The organism is Paraglaciecola chathamensis S18K6 (assembly GCA_000314955.1).
Taxonomy (GTDB): Bacteria; Pseudomonadota; Gammaproteobacteria; order Enterobacterales; family Alteromonadaceae; genus Paraglaciecola; species Paraglaciecola chathamensis.
In genome coordinates this window covers 53,686-79,508 of sequence record BAEM01000059.1, presented here as the reverse complement: position 1 = coordinate 79,508, position 25,823 = coordinate 53,686, and the positions used below count along the sequence as shown (strand labels likewise).

Sequence of the window (25,823 nt, the reverse complement as noted above, 5' to 3'; positions counted from 1 at the left end):
CTATGCTTTATAAGCAGGGCAATTCGGTATCAAATTCTGAACCGGAATAGGCTCTTTACGTAGCCAACGACAAACACGCTTTTCTGCTTTATATTGTTTGATTAAATCTAGCACTTTTTGTCTGCTCTGAGGCGCGCGTAGTCCTAAACTGATACGATGATAAAACTCGTTGCGAATTGTCAGCAGCATTGGGTGATTATTGTCGTACAAGGCCATACCTAATTGCACATATAATAGATGTACTTCTGGCTTCTTCGGGCCTAATTCGCCAGCTCTATTCAAATAGGTGAGCATCTCATCGTCGAACTCTTGTTGACGCCATTTGACCATGGCTAGCGAAGCCCACGTAACAGGCCACAAAGGGCGTAACTGAGTCGCTAGCAAATAATGCGTTTTCGCAGCCTTAAGCGCTTGCTCTGCTGGTTCGTAGCCTGAAATTGCCCCCCACTCATGTACCTGAGCCAGTAAGTCTTGATACAAGGGATGGCTCGGCTGGCTATCAACCGCTGATTCGATCGCACGCTTAGCTAAATGATACTCTTCAATAGACTGAGTGTTACCTTGATCTTGCCAGGATGTCACAATATTGCGCACTTTATAAAAATCAAAACTGGCAGCCGTAAAGCGCATTGCGACAAACAAGCACACCAGTGCAAGCAAAGCGAAACTAATCACCGCTACGTACTGCTTAACGAAAATCCGTACTTCAGTGATGTTGTTCGGAAGTGCTATTGCCATAGGTTGCCTTGAGATATTAGCCAGGGTGTTTGTTTAAACAGACGCTCAGCGTATTCCTTATCTTTAATGGCAGCTACTTCAATAAAAGCTTTCGCCATATCGTTGGGGCGACGATTGACACTGTGAGTGTCTGATGCAACGTAAGTAATAAGATCTCGCGCTAACAGAAGACCCGCAGTATGTTTAACCTTCTCGGAAAATCTACCGGTAAATGCTCCTGCAGTTGCTTGAAATAAGCACCCTGCTCGCTTTAGCGCGTTAATTTTATCAGGATTGGCGATGATGTCTCGGTTGCGCTCAGGATGGGCAATGACCGCTTGGATACCGTTTCTTGCTAACCAACGTAATAGATTATCAGTACCTGGTGGAATGTGGCTATGGGGTAACTCAAGCAGCAGCACATCTTTATCTTGCCAGCGCCCAATAAACGGAATTCTTCCCTGTTTATGCCAGATCATGATGTCAGGGGTGATACGAATTTCTGCCGCGAACGACAGTTTAAGAGGGCAACCCGCTTGGGCTAAATGCTTGACTAATGAATGGTAAGCTTGGGATATTGAGTCAATATCGTTATCGAAATAACTTTGATGAATATGCGGTGTACACACCATGTGCGATACACCGACCGCCACAGACTGCTCAGCCATAGCGAGTGACGCCGCCAAATCAGGGGCGCCATCATCTATTCCTGGCAATATGTGACTATGTAAATCGATCAAGATTGTTTGTTACTTTCAGCCTTAGTATTCGATTCGTAATTATAACTATGATATCCATATTGATCATAGAAACCTGTGTATTCCCCATGTTTTTTCGCTTTACGCAAATCCACTTGGTTCAGCACTACGCCATCCACTCTATGGCCCACTTGTAAGAAACGGCTTAAACCATTACTTATCAGCTTGTCGCTTGTGCTATCAGCTTTGACTACGTAGACCACTGAATCACACACTTTTGATACCACTATGGCATCACTCACCGCTTGGGTGGGCGCGCTATCAACAATAATATGCTCGTATCTACCCTTTAAGTCTTGCATCAAGGCTTTGAAGCTATCCGAGGCGAGTAATTCTTGCGGATTAGGCGGAACTGTTCCGGCACAAATTAAATCAATACCCGACATTTCATCTGTCACGATACATTCTTCAAGCGTGTGGGTACCAGAGATCAAATTAGCGATACCAGGCTGGAAGCCAGGCAGACTAAACTGGCTGGCCAATGTGGGGCGGCGTAAATCAGTATCAATTAATAACACTTTGCTCAGTTGCCCCATAGCAAATGCTAGGTTAATCGATACAGTGCTCTTACCTTCTTTAGGAACACTTGAGGTCACTAAGATGGTTTTAGAGGGCTTATCAATATTCAATAATTGTAAACTGGTTCTAAGGGTTCTCACCGCTTCACTGAAACTGTGATGTTTGCCGTCGAAGAAGTGTCTGATAGCGAGGTTTTTCTTCTTGCTATGCGCCTCCCAAGGGATAAGGCCCAGCATGCGCTGACCAAGCTTACGCTCTACGTCTTCTACTGAACGTATACCGCTATTGAGTGCGTCCATCGCCAAGGCTAAAAACACGCCAAAGCCTAAACTGACAATAAAGGCAGCAGCAATAATTAAACCTTTCTTCGGTTTAGAGGGTGAACCTGGAGGAACAGCCAAATCTAGCATGCGCGCATTAGCTGATTCAAAGCCACCTAATTCTGACGTTTCATTTAAACGTGTAAAGAAAGAGCTATACAGTTGTTGGTTGATATCCACTTCACGTTGAAGTGCTTTATGCCTGCTCTCTAAATTGGTTAACTTCCTAAAGTTTTCCTTGTTGTCGCTGACTTCTTGTTTCAGCGCAGCTAAATTAAGCTTAGCGGTGCTAAACTCTGTATTTACACCAGAGATTAATGAGCGAATTTGATCGTTCAGACTTTCGCGAATCGAGGTTAGCTCTGCTTGCGCTGCAATCATTTTAGGATGCTTAGGGCCGTAGACCTTGCTTAGCTCAGAGACCTTGCTTTGGGCGCCTATTTGTTCACGCTTCACATTTTGTACAGCTGGGTGGTTTAGTACCTCGGGTAAATCAGCCAACTCAGCAATCGTTGCCCCTGAATTTACTTGGTTATACAAAGTTTCAGCGCGGTTATACGCAACTTGAGCCTCAAGTAATTGCTGACTTAGCTTCTGTAGTTCTTCGGCTGCAAGGCCAACAACACCGTCAATATTGACCAATTTTTCAGTTTCATAAAATTCAGACAATCTCTTTTCGGCGGTGGTTAGCTTTGTACGTAACCCTTGCAGACTCTCATTTAACCAGGTTGTTGCCTTGGTGGTCATGTCTAGCTTAGATTCAAGGTAATTCTCAATGTATACATCACCTACAGCGTTTGCTGCTATCGCGGAAAACTGGCGATCTTCATGCTCGAAGCTGATTTCCACAATTTGCGTATTATTAATTGGCGCTATTTGCAGCGACTGCATCACTCTGTAGGTAGCATATCCCTTTCGCGCCGCCAGCTGTTGCGCTTCAGTTTGCTCAACCTTTTCCTTCTGGGGTAAAAAAGGTAGTGCGCCAATAATGCTAGACTTTAATGCGGATAATTGTTTGCTGACAAAATTAGCCTGTGTCGCTTGATAACCTGGTGCAAAGGTTGGGTTTTCGTAAAGTTTTAATTTCTCAACCACTTTTTCGGCCACTTGGCGAGATTTCAAAATTTCGTATTGAGTTTGAAAGTACTCTTTACGCGAAGAGTCTAAACCATAAACTTCTTCTATCGATAACACCTTTGCCTGTTTGGATTCAATCAATAACTTTGCAGTTGCTTTGTATTGTGGTGTGATAGACATCACAATAAGAGCCACTAGTACCGTAATAAAAATCGCTAGACTGATAATTCGCCATAAATAACGACGAACAGTTTGCCAATATTGACCTAAGTCAATCATTTCAGAGTCCAGTAATTTCGCCTCTAATTGTCCATTTAATTTCGCTGACATATTTAACTACATACCTTTAAAAGAAGCTTTGCTGAACAGTAACTATGTCGCCGGGTAAAACAACATCGTTTGAATCTGCGTTTAACTGCTCAGGTTGACCAGATTCGTTTTCTCGGCGAATAAAAATTTTGGTTTTTGATGCTCGCTCGGTATACCCGCCCGCAAGAGCTGCAGCCTTGTTTACCGATAGGCCAGGTTGATAGGGATACCCCCCTGGGCGCTTCACTTCGCCATCAATAAAGAAAGGCCGATACTCGATGACAGTCACTGAAATGGAAGGTGCTACTAAGTAATCTCCCTTTAGCCCAGCATAAAGCTTTGCTTCAAGCTCTGCACCTGTTAACCCCGTCACTCTTAAATCCCCCAAAAAGGGGTAGTTAATTACACCGTGATTAGGTAACTTTGTTGTTAAAGAAAGGTCTTGCTGACCAAATACAGTGATTTTAATGACATCTCCTGAGCCCAATTTATACTGGCTCAAACTGGCATCTAAGGACCATGCGGCGCTACTAAAAAGCATAAGCCACAGCCAAAGTACGGATTTTGCTTTCATGTGCACTCCAATTTTAAAAAAGTTATAGCGTTACTTTTGCAGTTAAACGATAGATATTCTGATCGTAATCAATGACATCTCTATTACTGTCTCGCTCACTATAGGTGTAACCCAAGTTAAACGTTAGCCAACGCCTAAATTCGTAAATAACAGCTAAGTTTAGCTCCTGAATATCGTCAGTACGACCGCTGCCTTCATAGTCATCAGTACCGAATGCAACGCCGGCTTGAGTGCGCAGACGTTGTAGCCACTCATGACGCCAACTCAAAGAGACGTCTTTATTACGTATAAAGTTACCGTCACCATTCGTTTCACGAGCTTGATTGCGAGTATCAAGAATAAATGTAGAGCGGTCTAATGGCTCCCAAACAATACCCGCTTGCCAAGTAGTACCTGAGAAGTCTTCTCGACCTGCCGCGTCAAACTTTTTATCTTGATAACCGATTTTTGCATAACCAGATGTAGATGCGGTGGACTGCCATTGGGCACCAATTAAATAGGCTGTTTCCACACTGTCTAAGCTCGATGCATCAGAAGTGGAAAATGCGTACTCGACATCAGTAATAGTGGTTTCAAAGAGTAGGTCTGTAGCAGCGCCTAAATTATAATAAAATGTTCCCCCCACCGTACTCTTGCTTCTGTCTCGAAGTTTGTACTCGTCTGTGTCTATTTTGTAATCGAGGTCTCGATAATTAAGGTTTAAATCAAACCGAGCTTGGGCACTTAAGGCACCATATGAGTAGGTAAAGTCTATTTCACTTTCTTTGAATTCATCGGGGGATGATAGCTCAGCTCCACGACCAAGAGAAAAGCTTTCGCCTCGGTCGTCATGACCGTCTTCAAAGTCAATACTGCTTTTAATGCGATGACGACTATTTAGCTCGTAATCTAATGAAGCGAATAGCAAATGATCCGTGTAGTCATCTGCCGAACTTGAGAAATAATCGCCACGTGATAACTGATATCCAAAGCGTAAACTATTTAAACCGAAATTATTCACTAGAGTAAATCTGGGAACAATTGTACTAAACCAGCTGTCTATTCCTTCATCATTAGAACGCGTAACGTTGTCATTAAAACCAGCCGTTGTAGTTAAGGTTGGTACTAACTCAAATGCCCCAAGATCTATCCCTACTTCTTCTTGAGCAAATGAAGAAGTACATAAACATGCCATTCCAATAGCAGTCGCTAATTTAGTTTTACTCATTCAATCATCTCTGTTTTAAAAGTTAAAATATGATTTTACTTAAACTAAGTGTATCAATTATCTAATGAAATTAGCGTAATGTAATCAATTATAAGTGAAAAACATTACGATTAGTCTATCAAAATACACGTTATAAAAATCAACTGAGGCTGACCTAAGCGAATTTTGTGCCACTAAGCGAAAATAAAAATGCTGTGTGATAATTTGTGGCTGCTTGCGTGCAGGCATAGTAAACCAAGATGAGCCTATGTAAAGCATGTAAGTATTGCATAACGTGCTCGACAAAATTTCATTTTTATTCTTCCGTTATTTTATTACCGGCCGAAACAGAACCCTTCGAATGAAGAAACTGACGCAGCATCGCGCCAATCAAAAAACAAGTCTCTGTAGTTTTTACATCATATACGATGACCAATACGACCTTAATTCATCTAGTTACCATTAGATTGCAATCAGTCAAACGAAACGCAGTGCCATTTTTTCGCTTTACTGTGGGAGGTTGATAAGCAGCAGACTAAATATGGCCCCATACTTGCTTGAGCTGAACTACTGATTTGGCTGAATATCAGTCAAATGACCTGAATATCTGAAAGTACTAAACAAAAACATTCAGAATTGTAGGAATATTGCACTGAATGTCATAAAAAAAACAAAAATATGTCGTAATTATACAACAGCTTAGCGTGGTATAATCTAAGTAGTTCGTATTGGACGGGCTTTAGTATCCAGTCAAGATATTGAAGTTAAATGGAATTTTTTAAGTTTATAACCTTTTAGATGTTGGAAATTAGCGACACAAATATGTCGCAAAATACAGACATCGCTTAATTTGAGTTGCCTCATTATTAAGCGCTATGAACTTAATCAGCTGTACATCACTTTAATGGTAGAGACATCATGCATAACAAAAGCCCTGGGGGCATAATTCAGAGTAACCAAAGTAGTTTTTCTACACTTTATCGTTTAGTCGATATGGTTATTATCACCTTGGTGTATTTCCTTGTGTTGCTATATCAGGGGTTATCCATCAACTCCTCTGATTTATTGCTGCTTTTTGTGAGCATCATTTCTTACATGTTATGTGCGGAAGCAGTTGACCTATACCGTTCTTGGCGAACGGCCCCCAACACCATGATGATCAAATGGGCTATGATCGCTTGGGGAATTTCCTCACTTGCTACCACGACTTACGCCTTTATTTTCCCTGATAGTATTGCTGCATCAAACTTCGTCGTATTGAGCTGGTTGGTTTTGTGCGCCCCTACCCTAGTAAGCTGGCGTGTTGCGTTTCGCGAAATCTTATTCAGACATCGTAAAAAAGGCCATAACACCCGTAAAGCGATTGTTATCGGAGCTACTCAGTCTGGTTATAACCTAGCAACACAAATAATGGAAAATGACCAATTAGGGATCATTTTCAAAGGTATGTACGACGATCGTGCCCCAGCGCGTATTCCTCATGAAATTCAGCACCAAGTCATGGGCAGCATTGAAGATGCAGTGAAATTAGCCAAAAAAGGTGAAGTTGATTACATCTATATTGCCATGCCAATGAGCGCCGAAAAGCGCATTATGCAAATTCTGAATTTGTGCAGTGATTCAACGGCAACGGTTTATATTATCCCGAACTTCTTTATGTATAACCTACTCAATGCCCGTTGGCAGAGTGTTGGCTCAATTCAAACCTTGAGTGTATTCGATACGCCCTTCCAAGGTGCAGGTGATGTCACTAAACGTCTTGAGGACATAGTGGTTTCCTCTTTGATTTTAACACTGATTGCCATTCCCATGTTGATCATTGCCATTGCGGTCAAGTTAACGTCAAAAGGCCCGGTGATTTTCAAACAAAATCGTTACGGTTTGGATGGCAAAAAAATCAAAGTCTACAAGTTTCGCTCTATGACGGTGCAAGACAACGGCGATAAGGTTCAGCAAGCGACCAAAAATGATGCACGTATTACTCCGTTGGGCGCGTTTTTAAGAAAGACCTCTTTAGATGAGTTACCTCAGTTCATTAACGTGTTACAAGGCCGCATGTCAGTTGTTGGTCCGCGCCCTCATGCGGTAGCGCACAATGAGGAATATCGTAAGTTAATAGAAGGCTATATGCTGCGCCATAAAGTTCGCCCCGGTATTACCGGCTGGGCGCAAATAAACGGCTTCCGTGGTGAAACTGAAACCATCAATAAGATGATCAAACGTGTTGAATACGATTTAGATTATATTCATCGTTGGTCAGTATGGATGGATATTCGCATTATTTTAGCCACAGTGACGCGCGGATTTATTAATAAAAACGCTTATTAGTAAGTCATGTAGTTAACAGGAAAATGCCGAGCTAATGCTCGGCATTTTTTATGGGCTTCAAATGATTAAGTCCTTTTAAATTTTCGCAGAGTGGCTAATTATCTATTGGAGTGGGTATTACTCATTTTCATTGGGTTTGTAAATTTTGAACTCGCCGCTTGCATGTAAAAGTCCAAACATATGCAGTAAGCCATCATAATAACGATACATTCCAGTGGGAGCATCTTGCTGCCATAGGTAGTTAAGCATTTCGGTCGAGAATGGGTTATCGCTAATAGTTGCCCCTACGGCGTTCATAGCGGTACGCCCGTGACTGCGGTAATCAATATTAGGCTCACGTGTACCATCAACTTCATATACAGCAATAAAATCGCCGTACTGAGCTATTTCGTTTTCGAAAAAGCTGACTTGTTGTTCAACGAGCGCTTTTAATTGAGGTGACTGACTTACCCAATGATAATCCATTGCCATATTGCCCATAACGCGAAATGAGTCATATGCGCTTTTATGGCTATCAGGATTGAAGCTGGTAGGCTGTGGCACTCCTTCATGGCTTGCGTAATCGCTAAATAAACCAGTTTGCGGATGCGCTGCTTTTAACAAGTACTGACGACTAATTTCAGCCGTTTCGTGCCAGTAATCATTGTTTTCATCAGCCCACAGCGCCCACATCTCATAAAAGGCGGGTAAGTGATATGAGGGATCCGAAAAGCTCTCTACATTAGTGGTGGTTACAAACTCCACTTGCTGATAAACAGGGTGCATCATGAGGCGCGTACTGCTGTTATCAGATTTGGTGAAAATCATGTCGTGCAGTATGGCATTGGCTTCTTGCTGGTAGTCAAATATTCCCTCTGCGCTGCCCCAGCGGTTATCGGCCAGAAATAACGCCATTGCAAAGTACTCTTCACCGTCAGGTGCCGGATTGGTGTCGATTGTATTGTAGGGAGCATTCGCGCTTAAGCGCCACGCAAAGAAATCTTTGCTGTTGCCCGATTTATTTTGCATTTTCGCTTTGGTAAAACGCCACAACTTATCAAAAGTAGCCTGATCATCCATCATCACTGAAATAATCATGCCATAAGACATACCTTCAGAGCGGATATCGTTGGAGTCAATTGCCTTGATAAACGCCATATCGTCTCCGACGCCATAAAGCACTGTGCTATCTGAAAGTTCTGGCCCTACCTCTGCCTCGCCACCGTTAGAGGCTGCACCTGAAATAGCCACATTGTCGATTTGGATATCGCCAGTCACCGTGGGCATTTTACCGTTAGCCACAAATTGCACGCCTATGCCACGCAGTTGGCTAAAATCAAAGTTATCGCTTATGTATCCAAACTCGGTAGCAGCGCCTACGTCACGAAATGTGAACGAGACAAACGTATCGCCTTCGAACCCGTCCACTTGGCTATACCCCAGAAATGCTGGCTGATAATTAGCATCTTCTAGCACGAGTTGCACGACTAGGTTGCCGTCGGCTACATAATTAGCGGGTAACTTTACATCAAAGCTGATATCGCGCCCATCAGTGATATCAAGCGCGTTGAACTGTTGGTATTTAACGGTAAATGCGTCACTATCGCTTAACCAATTCGGGCTAATTGATAACACATTATTACTTTGGCCATCGCCGTCTACCTCACTGCCCACTGTCAGCGCTGGCTCAATAGCACTTCCATTGTTCGCACCTGCACTCCACTGTGCAATACCATTGTCGAATGAATCTAAGAAACTCGGAGTGTTGTCTCCCCCTGAGTCATTAACTGGTTGGTAAACACTTACTTCTGAAACAGTGATATTGCCACCAATGTCAGCGCCTTTACCATTTGCTAAAAACTGAAACCCTATGGTGTTGATTTGGCTAAAATCGAATCCGTCGGATAAGTACCCGAAGTTTGTGTTAGGCCCCACCCCTTTAATTTGGATTGTGCTTGATGCTGCTTGAGTTAACGTTCGATATGCGAAAAAGCCGATCCCCCCAGATGAATCCTGTATAAAGAGCTGCACCGCCATCGCGCCATCATCAGCGTAGGCCTGCTGAGCAGCCATGGTATATTCAACATCTACGCCCTGCGTAGCATCAATGGGATTGAAGGGGCTAGATAGAACGGCCAGCGCATCATTACCACTTTGCCATGTTGGGGTGATGATCAATACCCCCTCTTCTTGAGAAAGTGCCGCACTCACTTCTGTGCCGTTATCCGCATACCACTGCCAGTTGTCAGTACTTTGCGCAAAACTTGCTTGGTAAATGCGCTCGCCGTTGTCAGGCTCAGGAGTGGGTTGATCCGGAACCAACTCGAACAGTTGCTGATACGTCGCATTAATCTTTTCCGAGACTTGTTCTTGTGTTGCTAACCCGCGCTCAACGAAGTAATTTTTATATTCCCCTGTGTGATAGGCTGCGTTTCGGGAGAAGTCAGCGCTTATGGCATTGCCAGCTTGTTGATATTCGACAACCCAATTTAAGTCCTGCTCATTAAATTGAGCTCGGCGGTTTTGTACCAACACAAATGGCTGTGTGAGTTCTAGCAAAGTATTTTCAGCGATTTGATCAATGCTGGCTTGGGTAAATTGTATCTGTGAATTGGGGTTATTTGATGTCACATTTATTTGCACATCTTCAACGCGTTCAGCCTCATTTTTAACGAACACAGAAAACTCATAGCGGTAATCACTGCGCCCTACCCGCGTTTTGCTTTTTAACGTTAAGTGATCAATGCTCACTTGCGCATACAAAGGCAAACTAAGTGACGTTAAAAACGGCCCTGCTAAAGCAGCAATAGCGCCTGCGCTTAAGCGTAAAAGGCCAAAATTTATCCTAGGGCCGTATTTGCTTTTATCTTTGAGCAAAGAAAGCTTCATGCCGCCACTCCCTGTGCTTGTGTACTTGGGTATTTGCCGCTGAGTTTCCCCAAATGGTTATTACCGGGGCGGCCTTTATAAAATATGTTTAGCAAACCGACTAAGACAATAAAAAATAAGGCGCGTGCAGGAGCACTGACAGATTGTGCGAAACGCAATTGATAGCTGCCTTCACTTGTGACATCGAAAGTATTGGCATCATAGGTTTCAAAGCGCTGAGTTGTGCTAATAAAATCAGACTTGCCCGCCCAATCAAACACAAGTGAAAGTCCGTTTAATGTCTCACCGACTTGCAAAGGGGAAGTAAGAGCGAGTGCATCTGCGAACCCATCTTCTTGCAAACCAAAAATGTCTTGAGCAGGGGCAACAAAAACATCCCATTCAGCTGGGCTGTGAAGCAAGGTCAGGTTATCGAATAAGTCAAATTGAAAATAAACAATCAGCCCATCAACGGCCGTTTGCGTATTATTGTAAATTTGGTAGTCAGCTTGATATTGCTGATTATCTAGTTTGGTGACACTTGTATTGATAAGCAGTGCATTGGCATTCATGCTACTGATTAGCAAGGTTAAAAATAGTATTAGCTTCATGTGTTTCCCTCTTTTTATATCAACTAGAACCTCTACTTCGAGCATTAGCGATAAAGGTTAATTACGTGTTTAGAGCCTTGTTAGTCGGTTATTTATAAGGTCGAGCCAAGCACAGTGCTGTGTAAGGCCAATGGCAATATGCTTGCACACCTTATAGTCACCAAGACCACATAAAGCATAATAAATAATTAACACTAAGTTTACATTTCAGTTGTTTTCATAAGAGAGAAATAAAACTGCGTAAAAATACAAGGAAACTGCAGGGTATTAAAAAGTAAAAAAGCCGAGACACATCTTAGATATGCTCGGCAAAGGGTGTCACACAATGAATTGTTTTCGCTGCGCTTTAGGCGGCTTGCTCGCTGTCATTAGCACTTTCGGCTGATGGAGCTCTTAGTAAATAATCAAATGCGCCTAATGCTGCATTTGCCCCATCACCCATGGCGATGATAATTTGTTTGTACGGCGCCGTTGTGACGTCTCCAGCGGCAAATACGCCTTCGATAGAGGTTTCACCTCGTTGCCCCACTTCGATTTCACCTCGAGCGGTTAAGGCGATATCGCCTTTTAGCCACTCGCTGTTTGGCACCAAGCCAATTTGCACGAAGATACCTGCCAGCTCGACATTTTTGCTAACTTGGCTTACTCGGTCTTGATAGATTAAACCGGTAACACGTGTGCCATCACCTACCACTTCAGTGGTCATGGCATTTAAGATAATATCGATATTCTTAGCCGCTTTCGCTTTACGTTGTAGAACATCATCGGCCCGTAATTTTGAGTCGAACTCAAGTACGGTAACGTGTTCAACAATATTGGCTAAATCAAGCGCAGCTTCGATACCCGAGTTACCACCACCGATAACTGCAACACGTTTACCTTTAAACAAAGGACCATCGCAGTGTGGGCAATATGCGACACCTGCACCACGATACTGCTGCTCGCCGGGTACATTCATTTCGCGCCATCTGGCACCCGTCGCTAGCATCACTGTTTTACTTGATAACCGCGCACCGTTTTCTAGCTCGATATTGATCAAACCATCTTTTGATAACTTCACCGCTTTGTTGTTATCCATGATGTCCACGTTGTAATCTTTAACGTGCTGCTCAAGTCCGGTAACTAGCTTTGGCCCTTCAGTGGCTTTAACTGAAATGAAATTTTCAATCGCCATGGTATCGGTCACTTGGCCGCCAAATTTTTCGGCAACAATACCGGTTCGAATACCTTTTCGTGCTGCATAAATTGCCGCTGCCGCACCAGCTGGGCCGCCACCGACAATGAGCATGTCGTAGGGGGCTTTATCGTTTAATGACTCTGCTTGCTTTGCGCCAGCTTGCGGGTCAATTTTAGTTAAAATTTTATCTATGGTGACTGCGCCTTGAGTAAACAGTTCACCATTTAGGTACACACTGGGTACCGACATGATATTGCGTTGGCTTACTTCTTCTTGGAATAAAGAGCCATCGATCATGGTATTGGTAATATTTGGGTTGATAACAGACAACACGTTTAATGCTTGCACTACCCCAGGGCAGGTCTGACAGCTCAACGAAACGTATGTCTCAAATTGATAAGAACCAGAGAGTGCCTTAATTTCGGCTACTTGCTCTTCACTGATTTTTACCGGGTGCCCACCACTGTTTAACAGTGCCAACACAAGTGAAGTGAACTCGTGTCCCATCGGTACACCTGCAAACGTAACTGAGGTGTTGTTTTTAACAGAAACAACCTCCATCGACGGTTTTCTTACATCACTTTTAGTCTGTGCTACTACATCGACTAAAGGTGATAATTCAGCAATTTCATTGGCAAGGTCACTTATTTCTGCTGATTTCTTTGCTTGATGTTGCTCATCAACAGCTATGCGTAACTCCACTTGTGAGGTGAGGTTTTCTAAATAGGTGGCCAATTGGCCTTTTAATTTTGCGTCTAACATTTCTTACTCCTATAGACTGAAGATGGGCGATGTCTTGGTTAACAGCCGGTTAGTACCCGGCTGAAAACAAAGGGCTGGCTTGCTAGTATCTGCCAGCCCATATTCAACAAATATCTACTGTTAGATTTTGCCTACTAGGTCAAGTGAAGGAGTTAATGTTTCTTCACCTGGCTGCCATGCAGCAGGGCACACTTCACCGTCGTGGTTCGCTACGTATTGAGCAGCTTGCACTTTACGCAGTAGTTCGCTTGCAGAACGGCCGATACCAAGATCATGAACTTCAGCAATTTTGATTTCGCCTTCAGGGTTAACTACAAATGTTCCGCGAAGTGCAAGACCATCTTCTTCAATCATGACACCGAAATTACGCGTGATTTGGCCAGTAGGGTCGCCGATCATGGCAAATTCGATTTTGTTGATAGTATCTGAGCTGCTATGCCACGCTTTATGGGTGAAATGCGTGTCAGTCGATACTGAGTAAACCTCAACACCTAGCTCTTGCAATTTAGCGTAATGGTCAGCTAGATCGCCTAATTCGGTCGGGCAAACAAATGTGAAATCAGCAGGGTAAAACATAAAGATTGCCCATTTACCTGCGATGTCCTTTTCAGACACGTCAACGAACTCACCGTTTTTAAATGCAGTTGCTTTAAAAGGTAGTACTTTGGTATTGATAAGAGATTGTGTCATTACGATATTCCTCGTTAAGTTAGTTTCGGGTGACTTCGAAATAAATAATAAGGATGTAGGGGAAGTAATTAAATTAATTAAAATCGATTATTGAAATCGTTTTTTCTGATTAAGTGATTTTAAATTCTCGCTGAGTGGTTAATTATTTATTGGAATTCGTATAAGACATGGCAACGATATTCAGTGGCTACTTTTGCACAGTTAAAAGCAAAAAACCGCTCAGTATTGTCCGATGGATAATACATGAGCGGTGAGAGGTTCTCTGCTAGCGTGACCAGCACGCTAGAATTATAGGTTTTATTATTCTGAGTAAACCTTTATTGTTTAGCTGCGTTCAATGTCACTATTGCGAAAGCGAAACAGTCAGCTTTTCAGCACTGTTTTTTTCCGTTTCGACAAACTTAGACCACTGCTGCGCCATGCCTTTACTGCTTTTAAACTTCTCAGCTTCGGCCAGCTCATTCAGCGCATCGTTGTACTGCCCGACATTAAAGAACGCCATGCCTTTAACTAAATGTACTGTGCCTTCGTTGCGCAAACCGCCCTTTTCTAGTGCTGCCTCTGAAGCGGTAATCGCTTGCTGCCACTTTTCCATGTTCAGATAAATCTGACCAAGCTGAGCATCAAGTTCACCGTCGTCAGACAAGTCAGCCGCCGCTTTCATAACCGGCACAGCTTCTTCATTTTCCTTGGCTAACACCCAACACTGTGACAAAAACTTCAAATTTTTCAGATTTTTGTCAAGTGCGCCACTTTCAAAGCCTTGCTCTATTAAGCGTGCGCCTTTAAAGGGCATTTGGTGATAATAATAAAGCTGTGCAAGGTTAAACATATCAGAACCGCTTTCGATATAACCTTGTTGGTAAGCGGTTTCAAGAATGGCTAGCTGCTTTTTCTCTTCACCTAACTCGCCGTACATACCGCCTAGCTGAACCCAATACTTAGGCTCATCAAAGTGCTTCACGAGTTTTAGCAATACGTCTTTTACCTTTTCAGACTGCTTCAATTCGTAATACACAGCGCGCTGAAGTACGTACCAATTTTCATCAGGGATATCATCTTCGGCTTCAACGAGCTCTATCGCCTTTTCTATGTAAGCCGCCGATTTATCGTAGGACTTTTGTTGGTACATAGCCTGCGCTTTAAGCACATAGTTTTTAGCCGGTATTTCACTGTTAGGGTTGACCGCTGCATTTAACGTTTCCCAGCGCTCTAAAAACGCTACTGTTTTGTCAAAATTACCGCGCATCATGTGCAACTGAGCCAAACTAAACAATGTGCTTAACTCAAAAGATTCAGGAATAGGCTGTTGCTCTACAACGGTTTCAAAGGCAGTGATCGCCTCATCAAAACGCTCAACATTGTAGTATATGAAACCATAGAAATTGTACATCATGGCAAGTTCGTAACTGTTCATCGAACTCGCTTTGCTTTTTACATTTTCTAAAGCTTCTAGGGCTTCATCAGTCTTACCTTCATCAGCTAAACTTTGCGAGCGTGAAAGCTGGTCGTACACTTTTACTCTAAGCGCTGGTGTTCGTCGAGTTTCACGCTTACTTGCTTCTTGTGCCTGGGCACTTTTCATAGTCAGAGGCGTAACATTTAAGCCAAGACCTACGACTGCACATAAGGTGAGCCCCAAAACCTTGCATGATAGATTATTACTTTTTTTACTACTTGTTCTCATCATGCCCCCAATTAACCATCGATCTGGAAAGTAATACGGTTTTGCACGCCAGCGACTTCTGCTGGCTCACCGTTCACGACCCGTGGTTTGTATTTGAATTTAAGCGCGGCGTCAATTGCAGCCTGATTGAATAAATCAGCTGGCTGTGCGTCTACCACAAATGGGTTTTTAACCGACCCTTGCTTAGATACAGTAAATTCAACAATCACGTAGCCTTCAATGCCTCTTGATAATGCGCGACGCGGATATACAGGTGCGACCTTAACAATCGGTAAATACTCACCGTCGCCTGACTCTAGCGCTAAACCACCGTCAAGAGATAAGCCTTCGTTTACGTCAGCCCCAAAGTCTAACCCGCTGCCTTCCGCATTTGGCGTAGGTGAATCCATTTGCGGCTGCTCCATCGCTGGAGGCGGTGTTTCAGGCTTGGGTGGCTTTTTAGGTTTACGATCTTTTTTCTGCGCGGCCTCTTCTTTTTTGACCCGAACAAAATCCAGCACGCTGCCCTTTGGCGGCTCAGTCAACGCGCTGCCGCCGCTTTTAATCAGCGATTGCATGACGAAGAACAAGCTCAAAGTCACAATGGCTGACAGAATTATTGCTATCAGGAATCTAGGCATGATCTAGGGCTCTTGAGCTGCAATAGAAACATCAGTAATACCTGCAGCACGAGACGCATCCATAACCTTAATTAAGGTTTCAGTGGTAGCTTTCTTGTCTGCCTGAATTACCACTGTACCTTGTGGGTTTTCAGCATGAAGACGCTCGATGTTAGCTTGTACCGCACGGACATCGATTTTACGCTTGTTGATCCAGATCTCGCCTTTGTCACTGATTGCGACAAGTATATTCGCGCGGTCTTTCTTAACTGCCGTGGCCGCTTCTGGACGGTTCACATCGATACCTGCTTCTTTTACGAAAGATGCGGTTACGATGAAGAAGATCAACATGATAAATACCACGTCTAGCATCGGCGTCATGTCGATTGCTGCTTCTTCTTCATCCATCATATTTTGAAAATGTTGTTTCATAACTGTCTCTTCTAAGGCGCAGCAGGCAGGCTACTTGCGCTCTATTGTCAATGCGTCTTCTAGATGCGTACGTTCTGATTTCGTGGTGCGGGCCAACCATGTTGAGGCAAATACCCCAGATAGTGCGCCGACCATACCAGCCATGGTAGGAATGGTTGCTTTTGAAACACCTGATGCCATTGAACGCGCATTCCCTGAGCCAGAAATGGCCATAACGTCAAACACTTCAATCATACCAGTGACGGTTCCCATTAAACCCAGTAAAGGACATAAAGCCACCAGCGCTTGAATGATCGGAATACCAGCACCTAAGCGCAGGCTAACCCGTGAAATCATCGCTTGGCGTATCTGCTCTGCATTCCATGAACGGCGGTCAGTACGGGCATTCCAGGCAGCAATGGTTTCTTTCTTATATGCCTTGTGCCAGATAAACACGTACAACGCTCGTTCAAGGATTAGCAACCACATGACGAATATGAGAAACCCGATGACCAAGAGAACTTGGCCACCTGTTTCAGTAAAATCACGTATTGCTTCGAAAAATTCCAACATAGCTAATTACCTTAGGCGCTTGGAGTTGACTTTGCTTCCATACGCTCAGCGCGTTCAGCAATCACGCCTGACGCTTGCTCTTGTAGAATAAATACCACGTCTTTAGAGCGTGTGTTTAGCATTGCGTAGAGTAATGTCATCGGGATGGCTACAACCAAACCAAGTACAGTTGTTACCAACGCAGTAGAGATACCGCCCGCCATTAATTTAGGGTCACCTGTTCCGAACAAGGTAATTGCTTGGAAGGTGTTAATCATACCGGTTACCGTACCTAATAGACCCATAAGCGGTGCGACAACAGAGATAATCTTAATGATGGTCAGGTTGCGTGACAGTTTAGGAATTTCACCTAGAATTGCTTCGGTTAGGTGCAATTCAAGTGATTCTGTATCCGCTTCTGGGTACTTGTCACGTACTTGCATAACACGACCAAGAGGGTTGTTTGAGGTGAACTTGTCAGACTTAAGCTGCTTGTTCACTTTGGTTTTGATTATGGTCAAGCTGATAAGACGCTCTAAGGCTAGCAACAAACCAATCGCGCCAACAATAAGGATGATGTAACCCACTAAACCACCTTGTTCAACACGCTCTTTTAAGCTTGGTGCTTGCACCAACAATTTAAGAATAGAACCACCTGTTGGGTCTAAACCGAACTCAACAAGTTCACCGTTAGACGCTTGAAGCGCTTCAGCGCTTGCTGTGTAACGACCTGCAGGTTGACGGATTAACTCACCTAATGAGTTAGTTGAACCTTCATAATCAAGATACTTACCGTCAGCGACTAAAGCGAATGTACCAACACGAATCACTTCTTTGCTTACTTTAGCGCCGCCAGCTTCAACTACATCAGTAGTGAAACGCGTCACTTTGCCCGATTCGGTCATTTCGCGCTGCATTTCAAACCAAACGCGCTCTATTTCATCAATCGAAGCAAGTTTTGAGCTTGAGCCCATAGATTGCGCCATTTCGTCTAAGAACTCTGCACGGTTAGGTATTTGCGCAGATATAACTGAGTTAAAGAATTTGCTTTTCGTATCACCAGCCACTTGCTGAAGTACACCAAACAATTCTTTTAGTGAACCTAAACGCTTGGTTAGCGCATCGTTCAAGTCACCCAGTTTAAATTCATTTTCTTCAAACGTCGTTTCTAAGTTTTCAGATGTTTGTAATGCGGCATCACGTGCTTTCGCCGCGTTGCGTAACATTTGATCTTGTTCAGCACGCTTGGCAATAAACTCTTTTTCACGTTCATTGTTTTGCGTCGTCTGTTGGAATTTACCTTCCTCTAACTGCTTAAGAAGTGCGTCTAAATCTAGGGCAGACTCTTTCTTTGGCAAAGGATCAGCGGCCATGGCTGTGGTTGCCGTTAATGTAACGAACAACGTAAGTGCGATATTTTTAACTAATTGATTCATCTTCATCGTGCTCTTAATCTGTGATCGCTACAGGCAACATCAGTAGATCTGGTGCCATTTGTTTTTTGGCCATACGCAGGCCTTTAGTCACTTGAGTGCGGTAACTTGACGGTAGCGCATCCCACTGGCGTGTTTGTGCGTTCCACATACCTTGCATGCTTGCGTCACGCGTTTGGTATATCAACGCGGTACGACCAACGCGTAAAAAGTCTACGTTGCGCTCTTGGCCGTCGATGTTTTGTAAACCGGCATAGGCTTCAAGGGTGCGTCCGTAATCCATTTCCACTTGGTAAGCTTCCATCACGCGGCGGAATTTTTCTGATGGGGCAACATCTGCTTTGTCCATCATGCTTTTCAAACCAGCGATACGATTGGCACGCTCTTGCGCTAAGAAAGGCACGTCAAGGGCGATAAACTGCTCAAGGCCATCAATCATGCGCATCATTAACGGCGTGATTTGACGTTCAATAACACTTACGTCATCGATTGCAGCATTAAGGTCAGCCATTTCCTGCACTTGATTCTCAATTTGCTTGCGTAGCTGAGTGTTATAAACCTCTAAGCCTTCAGTCTCTTTGTTAATGGCTTTGAACTGCTGCAATTTATTATCAATCTGATCATTGATCTTATTGATTTTTTTCTGAGAGTTAGCAGCCGAGTCATTGATTTCTGTCGCTTTTTCAACAGCTGGCTTCAGGTATGCATCTTCCTGGGCGTAGCCAGATGCAGATAAAAGCAAACTTACACTGAGTAAGCTGGCTGATAACGTAGTGGTAGACTTCATGTACTCAAACCCTATTTGAAGGAAATGGCGAAATAGTCTAAACCTTGCGGATTAGCCAATTTCATTAAGAATTTGCGCAAGGATAGGGGTTAGTCGTGGCATTTTTATTACAGCTATGTGACGTATAAATGACAGTAATATTTCATTAATGTTACACGGAGTCATGGCGCGGTTTGCCCGCATGCGAAGTGGCAACTCTGGTCATCAGTTAAAGCATAAACTTCAGTGTTTTCTTGAATTAGCGCTCGGTTTTGCTTTTTTAGACGAATAGCTTTTGGCTGTATCTGAACAATTTTATAAGGCAGGGTTTTATGCTAAAGCGTGGTGCTAGCACGCCTAAATAATCAAATGCAACGCAAATATGACAGCAATGTGTTCCCCTAATTCACACAATTTACGAGACATTGTTTCGTTACAAAGGCACAATACGCAGCCATCTTGTAGTGCCTTTGCATGAACATTGTCATCATGAGCTCTGCTCTTCGACGTGCAATATTCAAGCAATTGATTAGACTAAAGATTAGAACTTCGCTTAGCGAAAAAATGCGATGATACAATCGTAGAACGACATGTTTCGATAACCATGCATTTACTATAACCACACATTTACTAGCGGTGACACAATGACCAATTTTCATAAAGCAGCATTAGCCGTCTGTATCCAAGGTGCTCTATTTAGCCAAACTCTTAACGCGCAGGAAGCGCCAGCAACAAAAGAGAAAGGCCTAGAGCAAATCACGGTTACAGCGCAAAAACGTACGCAAAGTATTCAAGAAGTACCGATTTCAATCGCGACCTTAAACGGTGAGCGCTTTGAAAGCATATTTTCCGGTGGTGATGACATTCTCGCCCTAGCAGTGCGAGTACCAGGCTTGTACGCCGAATCGTCTAATGGCCGAGTGGCCCCACGTTTCTACATTCGTGGTTTAGGCAATACCGATTTCGATTTAGCCGCTTCACAGCCTGTTTCCATCGTGATGGATGATGTGGTTAAAGAAAACGTCATTTTAAAAAGCTTTCCCTTGTTCGATGTAGAACAAGTAGAAGTTATTCGCGGGCCACAAGGTACCTTGTTCGGCCGCAACACCACAGCAGGTATCGTCAAGTTTGACACCGCTAAACCGACCGAAGATTTTGATGCTTATGCCAAAATGAGCGTAGGTAACCTAGGCACATTGAACTTTGAAGGTGCTGTTGGCGGCGGTTTGGCCGAAGACTTATCAGGTCGTTTCTCTGTATTATCACAAGATCGTGACGACTGGATTGACAATGGCTTTACCGGTGAAAAAGACGCCCTTGGCGGCTTTGACGAAAAAGCGTGGCGTGGGCAGTTATTATATACCCCATCTGAAGATTTCTCTGCTTTATTAAACGTTCATGGCCGTGAACTAGACGGCACTGCTTCGGTATTTCGTGCCAACGTGTTCACCAAGGGCAGCAATGATTTAAATCAAAACTTTGACCGCGATACAGTCTATTACGACGGAGATATCGATGGTGATGGTGCTGATAATAACCCACAAGAATACGAAAACTATGGTGCGTCATTAAAGCTAGAGTTTGGCTTAGAAAACATGTCAATTACCTCTATCACTGCCTATGAAGAAGCCGAAGGCTCAAGCTTGGGCGATATTGATGGTGGTGTTTACACCAATGATTTAACCACACCGGTACCTGATGGATTAACGTCAGCAAACTTCAATTCAGGTTTTGAAGATGTGCTAACTTTCCCTGGCGCAATCGGCTTTAGTGCCGTTACCCAGGATAACCTAGACGACTTAGAGCAGTTTACTCAAGAGATCCGCTTTGCCAGTGAAACCGATGACGCCTTAAGCTGGCAAACGGGTGCCTTTTACTATGATTCGTCATTCAATGTGACCAGTATTGACGGTTACTTTGGTGCAACCACAGTATTCCATGAAAACACCACTTGGGCCGTGTTTGGTCAAACGACTTATGAAGTCAATGAGCGTTTAAATGTTACGGGTGGAATACGTTATACCTATGACGAAAAATCGCTTCGCGTTGGTGAGCAAAATGTAAATGGTTTTGCCCTGGTGACTGGTGATGCAAGCGTTCAAGATTACGAAGACATCGATGTTGACGATGGTCAGATTAGCTGGGAGTTAAGCGCAAACTACAAAATTAACGGCGATACGTCCGTATTTGCTCGTTTAGCCAATGGCTTTAGAGCGCAGTCTATACAAGGCCGTGATGTCGCGTTTGAAGGCGCACCGTCAGTAGCTGACGCTGAAACTATTAACTCAATCGAGTTTGGTTTCAAATCTGACTTGTTAGACAACACTTTACGCCTAAATGCAGCGACTTTTTATTACCAGATTGATGATATGCAGTTCTCTGCCATTGGCGGTGGCGCAAACAATGTTGCACTGGTAAATGCAGATAAGGGTGTCGGTTACGGGTTTGAAATTGATGCGCAATATGTTGCTAGTGATTACCTAACCCTAACAGCCGGCTACAGCTACAACAAAACCGAAATTAAAGACGACTCATTAACCTTGTTGCCCTGTGGCACGAATGAAGCGTTTGGCTCAACCGGTAACTGTACTGTACTTGACCCTCGTCCGAACGGGTTTAACGCTGTGATCGATGGGAACCCTTTCCCGCAAGCACCTGAAACTATCTTTACCTTCACCGCTCGTTACGCAGTGCCTGTGGGTAACGACGGCGAGTTCTTCGCGTTTACGGATTGGGCATACCAAGGCGAGACTAACTTGTTCTTGTACGAGTCTGTTGAGTTTCAAACTGATGGCAATGTAGAAGGTGGTTTGCGCATTGGTTATGAAAACTTCGAGCACAACTACACAGTTGCTTTATTCGGCCGAAACATCACCGATGAAGAAAATGTTAAAGGTGCTGTCGACTTTAACAACTTAACCGGTATCGTGAATCAACCACGCATATTCGGTATTGAAGCGAAAGTAAGTTTTTACTAAACCGCTAAACGAAACAACGGCCTAATGACTTAGGCCAAATAAGCAAAAGGCAGATATTACATCTGCCTTTTTTATGTCTGGACATCAGTCTAGTTACAAAAATTATTTCGCTATTGTCTCGTTATCAGTCTCGTTTGATTGACGAGAAAACATGTAGATGAATAACAGCAAAATCACGCCTTGGATCATTATCCCTTGCCATGTGGCAGAAATCCCTAACCAGCTAACCGATATATCCAGTGGGAACGGCGTAATAGCAATGACGGCTGCTTCTTGTAAAGCGGATATCCCTTTGCCAGCTAACACAAAAGCTAGAATTAACATAAAGTACGCGCTCAATGCGAAGAAGCGTCCAATAGGCAATTTCACCGAGTATTTAAGCATTAACCAAGTGATGATGACTAATATCGCGATAGCGGCGAGTAATCCATACCACAGAAAGCTTACCTGACTGCCATCCCCTGCCGATTGGGTCAGTAATGACTGATAAAACAATATCGTTTCGAATACTTCACGATACACAGAGATAAAAGCTAATCCGGTAAGGCCCCATAAGGTCCCCTTACTTAAATGTCGCTCAACGTTATTTTGAATGTACTGCTGCCAAACAGCGGCCTGCGTTTTACTGTGCATCCAGTAGCCGACATAAAACAATATACCTGCGGCGAGTAAGGCAGCACCGCCTTCCATCAGCTCTCTTGATGCACCGCTGATCGTAATGAGGTTTTCAGCCACCCACCAAGTCACTCCACCAGCAATAAGTGCTGATGCCCAGCCAAAGTGCACATAACGAATGGCATCTTGGCGTTGGGTTTTTATCAATACCGTGATCAGCGCTAATACGATTAATAGCGCTTCTAGACCTTCACGTAATAGAATGATTAATGAAGCAGAAAACATCGCGTTATTTGACAACACAGCGCCGGTCAGCGTGCTATCAACCTGCTCTAACTGTTGCAATATCTGTGCAGATTCAGCCTGAACCTGCTCTTCATTGCCTTCAATGCTGAGAACGTTACGAAAGTTCAATAGCTGTTTTTCTACCGACTTACGTAAACCACTATCTCGCGCGTCAAGGTTATTCTCGATTAATTCAAAGCCATCAAGATAGGCGCTCACAGCAAGGGTCTGTGCTTGGCCTAGGTCACCAGCGTTGTATGCGGTTACTGCTGCAATCAGGTTATTTTTGGCAGTCGAGATAGGAGAGTCGCCTTGCTCAAAAAACACCTCTGGAGACGCACGCCATTGTTCAACTTGCTTTTGACTTATATCGCTATTTTGTGCCGAAACCTGTAATGGATTATTGTTGATCCAAGCTTGTAACTCTAAGCTTGGCGGGCCAGCACTCGTCGAATCATCAGTGCTTTGAGTAAAAGCCAAGCTGCCTACATAAAACGCCAAAGACCAGCGCTGTTGATCACTCAGTTCGGTAAATGCACGCATGGCTGTGTCATCAAGCCCGGCGCTAATCGCATCGTATAATCCTAACAACGAACGATTTTGCGCGCGTTCTATCTCAGTGAAATCGGTTGGCTGAGGGCTGAAGTTTTTCGCCAAAGGGCCGTCACCTTTGCCTGCGGGGCCATGACATGCTGCGCAATTTTCCGCGAACAAGGTATCTACCTGCGCTTGGGGTAATAAGCGAGACGGTAGTTTCAATGCGGGTGATATGGCTAACAGTTCTTGACGAATTTGTAGGGTAAGGCTCTGTATTTCTCCCATGCTGGCTTTAGCAAGAATGGCTTGCTGCAATGCCCTGGCATTCGCTAATACTGATGTTTTGCTCAAATCAAAGCCTGGCGCAGCGGCACTTTCGATGACTTCGCCTTTTTGCAAAATCAGTTTGGCAAACTGTTGCATTTCAGCAAACTCATCTTCGCTAGCGATTTCGCCATCAACCACAGCTTCAGAATAATCAACGCCTATGTATTCAGCCATTTGCAAAATTTGCCGGCTCTGCGTCACCACATCAATAGAGGTGGTCGTTTGTGCAAAACTTGAGAACGTCATTATGCCAAGTGCCAAAACGGCGGCAGTATGACTGATGATTTTTTTACCTACGCAACTGACAAGCAATCGAGATAAACGTGAGAAATTTAATGAAGAATACAAGATATAACCTTAACCTGAGGGCAATTACGTGAGTGAGCATTGGTCAAACGCCCACAGTTAACAAATGAGAATAGTTATTATTTTACTTTTAAGTCGTTGCGTAATCAACGCTAAGTGCTCTCGCCGCACAGTGCTAAAGTACTATGTTTGAGTTGCCCTGCACGCCCTATATTCACTGCTGTCACTTACAAAAATAACGAAAGAGGACAGTATGAAAACAATAAAAGAATGTTACAAAATACGAATGCTAGCACTATTAATGTGTTTAGCTCTGCCTTTGCAAGCGCTAGCCTGCAAAGATGCAGTGGTGTTGGTCCATGGCAATACGGCCACGCCAGCCAGTTGGGATAACACCTATGATCATCTGTTAGCTAATGGTTATTCCACCAGCGACATATACCGCCCAGACTGGGGATCGAAGAGCTGCGCGGCTTGCAATAACCACAGCGGCAGTGAAGAAACGCCTGTGCGCCAAGCGATTCAAAGCGCCCTAGCCTCATCCTGTACAGGGAAAATTGATGTGATTAGTCATTCAATGGGCGCCACATTAGCCGCGCAGCAGATTGATAAACTTGCCGTGGCAAATCAAGTAGATACTTTTGTGGGCATTGCAGGGGCGTTTTTAGGTCTAAAATGCTGTGGTTACTACCCCTTTAATGTGTGGAGTTCTACATGTGGCTCTGCCGGTTTATCTGTTAACAGCCCCTTTTTAGACAGTATTTACAACGTACCATTAGCATCTAAAGTGTATTCGATTAAAAGCTATTTAGACCAAATAGTGTGTGCAACGGGCAGTTGCACGGTGGGCGGCGTGCACAGTAGTCGCATCGCAAACGAAGATGCGACGTTCAGTTACGCGCTTGGGCATTTTGGTTTGCAAACCGATACTGCGGTGAAACAGTACCAATTAATTCAATAGGGTTCAGGTCTCGGACAAAAAAGTCACCGAGGAAAGCCACCGCACCTAGCGGTGGCTTGATACGAGCGTTATATTGACATTAGCTACAGGTAATTTGTTTGAATATGGGGTAACACTGATTCTTACTTCCGGTGGATTTGGAAACCCATGTTTTGCTGCTCCAATCAAATTCGTTGTAAGATGACTCGTCTTCCCCGCAAAACATTTCCCCAGCAATAATTTTGGAGTAAGTCTGTTTTTTTTCTTCGCAGAAGCCGCTGCCATTGGTGGCAGTGACAAAAATATAGTCTAGTTGACCGTACTGATTAGTGGATTTTGGGTAATGGTAAGTTGTTGCGGCAAGTGCATTAACTGACAAAGACCCCAACATAAGGCAAACAGCAATTTTTAATTTCATAACTCGTCTCCTTTTTAAACTGACGACCAATTCGCCAGCACATAAAGGTTAAATTATTTACCTTAAAGTTATGGTGACACTCCTATGAATTTTT

At 43.8% G+C, this 25,823-nt stretch carries 20 protein-coding genes; 3 read left to right on the top strand and 17 right to left on the bottom strand.

Annotated features, from left to right (window positions below; all coding sequences use genetic code 11):
• Genes GCHA_RS20930 through GCHA_RS20910 form a run of 5 tightly spaced genes read right to left on the bottom strand, consistent with a single transcriptional unit; the run spans position 1 to position 5,481 of the window.
• A complete protein-coding gene (locus tag GCHA_RS20930; protein WP_007991930.1) occupies positions 1-738 on the bottom strand; it encodes a VpsP family polysaccharide biosynthesis protein in 738 nt (245 codons plus the stop codon).
• Positions 729-1,457: a tyrosine-protein phosphatase gene (locus GCHA_RS20925; protein ID WP_007991929.1), complete on the bottom strand. Its 729-nt coding sequence runs from the start codon at positions 1,455-1,457 to the stop codon at positions 729-731. The genes GCHA_RS20930 and GCHA_RS20925 overlap by 10 nt, the downstream gene beginning before the upstream one ends.
• The gene (locus GCHA_RS20920) at positions 1,454-3,721 is read right to left on the bottom strand and encodes a GumC family protein (protein ID WP_007991928.1); all 2,268 of its coding nucleotides are present in this window, start codon (positions 3,719-3,721) and stop codon (positions 1,454-1,456) included. The genes GCHA_RS20925 and GCHA_RS20920 overlap by 4 nt, the downstream gene beginning before the upstream one ends.
• Before the next feature lie 16 nt (positions 3,722-3,737).
• Positions 3,738-4,274, bottom strand: coding sequence for a polysaccharide biosynthesis/export family protein (locus GCHA_RS20915; RefSeq protein ID WP_007991926.1), 537 nt, complete (start codon positions 4,272-4,274; stop codon positions 3,738-3,740).
• A gap of 22 nt (positions 4,275-4,296) precedes the next feature.
• Positions 4,297-5,481 (bottom strand): outer membrane beta-barrel protein, encoded by a 1,185-nt coding sequence (locus GCHA_RS20910; protein ID WP_007991924.1) that lies wholly within the window; start codon positions 5,479-5,481, stop codon positions 4,297-4,299.
• 897 nt (positions 5,482-6,378) lie between these two features.
• Between GCHA_RS20910 and GCHA_RS20905 the strand changes: the two genes are divergently transcribed.
• Entirely contained in the window at positions 6,379-7,788 is a 1,410-nt protein-coding gene (locus GCHA_RS20905; RefSeq protein WP_007991920.1) for an undecaprenyl-phosphate glucose phosphotransferase, read from the top strand.
• Between the two features lie 117 nt (positions 7,789-7,905).
• On the opposite strand, the gene GCHA_RS20900 is transcribed toward GCHA_RS20905, so the two are convergent.
• The 10 genes from GCHA_RS20900 to GCHA_RS20855 all read right to left on the bottom strand — a co-directional run bounded on the left by GCHA_RS20900 (position 7,906) and on the right by GCHA_RS20855 (position 19,344).
• A complete protein-coding gene (locus tag GCHA_RS20900) occupies positions 7,906-10,656 on the bottom strand; it encodes a family 8 glycosyl hydrolase (RefSeq protein ID WP_007991918.1) in 2,751 nt (916 codons plus the stop codon).
• Positions 10,653-11,246: a hypothetical protein gene (locus GCHA_RS20895; protein WP_007991916.1), complete on the bottom strand. Its 594-nt coding sequence runs from the start codon at positions 11,244-11,246 to the stop codon at positions 10,653-10,655. Before GCHA_RS20895 ends, GCHA_RS20900 begins: the two co-directional genes overlap by 4 nt.
• Before the next feature lie 346 nt (positions 11,247-11,592).
• Entirely contained in the window at positions 11,593-13,185 is a 1,593-nt protein-coding gene (gene ahpF / locus GCHA_RS20890) for an alkyl hydroperoxide reductase subunit F (RefSeq protein ID WP_007991915.1), read from the bottom strand.
• Between the two features lie 120 nt (positions 13,186-13,305).
• Positions 13,306-13,875 carry an alkyl hydroperoxide reductase subunit C gene (gene ahpC / locus GCHA_RS20885; protein ID WP_007991913.1) on the bottom strand — a complete coding sequence of 190 codons (570 nt, stop codon included), beginning with the start codon at positions 13,873-13,875 and terminating at the stop codon, positions 13,306-13,308.
• A 343-nt stretch (positions 13,876-14,218) separates the two neighbouring features.
• Entirely contained in the window at positions 14,219-15,562 is a 1,344-nt protein-coding gene (locus GCHA_RS20880) for a tetratricopeptide repeat protein (protein WP_193362844.1), read from the bottom strand.
• An 11-nt stretch (positions 15,563-15,573) separates the two neighbouring features.
• The gene (locus GCHA_RS20875; RefSeq protein ID WP_013754512.1) at positions 15,574-16,182 is read right to left on the bottom strand and encodes an energy transducer TonB; all 609 of its coding nucleotides are present in this window, start codon (positions 16,180-16,182) and stop codon (positions 15,574-15,576) included.
• 3 nt (positions 16,183-16,185) lie between these two features.
• Positions 16,186-16,593, bottom strand: coding sequence for an ExbD/TolR family protein (locus GCHA_RS20870; protein ID WP_007991909.1), 408 nt, complete (start codon positions 16,591-16,593; stop codon positions 16,186-16,188).
• Positions 16,594-16,623: 30 nt separating this feature from the next.
• Entirely contained in the window at positions 16,624-17,145 is a 522-nt protein-coding gene (locus GCHA_RS20865) for a MotA/TolQ/ExbB proton channel family protein (RefSeq protein ID WP_007991908.1), read from the bottom strand.
• Positions 17,146-17,156: 11 nt separating this feature from the next.
• Positions 17,157-18,560 carry a MotA/TolQ/ExbB proton channel family protein gene (locus tag GCHA_RS20860; protein ID WP_007991906.1) on the bottom strand — a complete coding sequence of 468 codons (1,404 nt, stop codon included), beginning with the start codon at positions 18,558-18,560 and terminating at the stop codon, positions 17,157-17,159.
• Positions 18,561-18,573: 13 nt separating this feature from the next.
• The gene (locus GCHA_RS20855; protein ID WP_007991904.1) at positions 18,574-19,344 is read right to left on the bottom strand and encodes a DUF3450 domain-containing protein; all 771 of its coding nucleotides are present in this window, start codon (positions 19,342-19,344) and stop codon (positions 18,574-18,576) included.
• 623 nt (positions 19,345-19,967) lie between these two features.
• Here GCHA_RS20855 and GCHA_RS20850 point away from each other — a divergent pair.
• Positions 19,968-22,301, top strand: a complete 2,334-nt coding sequence (locus tag GCHA_RS20850) for a TonB-dependent receptor (RefSeq protein ID WP_007991897.1) — start codon at positions 19,968-19,970, stop codon at positions 22,299-22,301.
• Between the two features lie 102 nt (positions 22,302-22,403).
• Here the strand turns inward: GCHA_RS20850 and GCHA_RS20845 are convergent, their stop codons facing one another.
• Positions 22,404-24,413 carry a cytochrome c/FTR1 family iron permease gene (locus GCHA_RS20845; protein WP_007991896.1) on the bottom strand — a complete coding sequence of 670 codons (2,010 nt, stop codon included), beginning with the start codon at positions 24,411-24,413 and terminating at the stop codon, positions 22,404-22,406.
• A gap of 211 nt (positions 24,414-24,624) precedes the next feature.
• Between GCHA_RS20845 and GCHA_RS20840 the strand changes: the two genes are divergently transcribed.
• Positions 24,625-25,332: an alpha/beta fold hydrolase gene (locus GCHA_RS20840; RefSeq protein ID WP_039992882.1), complete on the top strand. Its 708-nt coding sequence runs from the start codon at positions 24,625-24,627 to the stop codon at positions 25,330-25,332.
• 79 nt (positions 25,333-25,411) lie between these two features.
• On the opposite strand, the gene GCHA_RS20835 is transcribed toward GCHA_RS20840, so the two are convergent.
• Positions 25,412-25,729 carry a hypothetical protein gene (locus GCHA_RS20835; protein WP_007991894.1) on the bottom strand — a complete coding sequence of 106 codons (318 nt, stop codon included), beginning with the start codon at positions 25,727-25,729 and terminating at the stop codon, positions 25,412-25,414.
• Positions 25,730-25,823: the final 94 nt, after the last annotated feature.

What these genes read in the sequence shown, in the direction of transcription:
- GCHA_RS20930 (WP_007991930.1), bottom strand. Translation starts at nt 738, where the DNA reads ATGGCAATAGCACTTCCGAACAACATCACTGAAGTACGGATTTTCGTT.
- GCHA_RS20920 (WP_007991928.1), bottom strand. Translation starts at nt 3,721, where the DNA reads ATGTCAGCGAAATTAAATGGACAATTAGAGGCGAAATTACTGGACTCT.
- GCHA_RS20915 (WP_007991926.1), bottom strand. Translation starts at nt 4,274, where the DNA reads ATGAAAGCAAAATCCGTACTTTGGCTGTGGCTTATGCTTTTTAGTAGC.
- GCHA_RS20910 (WP_007991924.1), bottom strand. Translation starts at nt 5,481, where the DNA reads ATGAGTAAAACTAAATTAGCGACTGCTATTGGAATGGCATGTTTATGT.
- GCHA_RS20905 (WP_007991920.1), top strand. Translation starts at nt 6,379, where the DNA reads ATGCATAACAAAAGCCCTGGGGGCATAATTCAGAGTAACCAAAGTAGT.
- GCHA_RS20900 (WP_007991918.1), bottom strand. Translation starts at nt 10,656, where the DNA reads ATGAAGCTTTCTTTGCTCAAAGATAAAAGCAAATACGGCCCTAGGATA.
- GCHA_RS20895 (WP_007991916.1), bottom strand. Translation starts at nt 11,246, where the DNA reads ATGAAGCTAATACTATTTTTAACCTTGCTAATCAGTAGCATGAATGCC.
- ahpF (WP_007991915.1), bottom strand. Translation starts at nt 13,185, where the DNA reads ATGTTAGACGCAAAATTAAAAGGCCAATTGGCCACCTATTTAGAAAAC.
- ahpC (WP_007991913.1), bottom strand. Translation starts at nt 13,875, where the DNA reads ATGACACAATCTCTTATCAATACCAAAGTACTACCTTTTAAAGCAACT.
- GCHA_RS20880 (WP_193362844.1), bottom strand. Translation starts at nt 15,562, where the DNA reads ATGAGAACAAGTAGTAAAAAAAGTAATAATCTATCATGCAAGGTTTTG.
- GCHA_RS20875 (WP_013754512.1), bottom strand. Translation starts at nt 16,182, where the DNA reads ATGCCTAGATTCCTGATAGCAATAATTCTGTCAGCCATTGTGACTTTG.
- GCHA_RS20870 (WP_007991909.1), bottom strand. Translation starts at nt 16,593, where the DNA reads ATGAAACAACATTTTCAAAATATGATGGATGAAGAAGAAGCAGCAATC.
- GCHA_RS20865 (WP_007991908.1), bottom strand. Translation starts at nt 17,145, where the DNA reads ATGTTGGAATTTTTCGAAGCAATACGTGATTTTACTGAAACAGGTGGC.
- GCHA_RS20860 (WP_007991906.1), bottom strand. Translation starts at nt 18,560, where the DNA reads ATGAATCAATTAGTTAAAAATATCGCACTTACGTTGTTCGTTACATTA.
- GCHA_RS20855 (WP_007991904.1), bottom strand. Translation starts at nt 19,344, where the DNA reads ATGAAGTCTACCACTACGTTATCAGCCAGCTTACTCAGTGTAAGTTTG.
- GCHA_RS20850 (WP_007991897.1), top strand. Translation starts at nt 19,968, where the DNA reads ATGACCAATTTTCATAAAGCAGCATTAGCCGTCTGTATCCAAGGTGCT.
- GCHA_RS20840 (WP_039992882.1), top strand. Translation starts at nt 24,625, where the DNA reads ATGAAAACAATAAAAGAATGTTACAAAATACGAATGCTAGCACTATTA.
- GCHA_RS20835 (WP_007991894.1), bottom strand. Translation starts at nt 25,729, where the DNA reads ATGAAATTAAAAATTGCTGTTTGCCTTATGTTGGGGTCTTTGTCAGTT.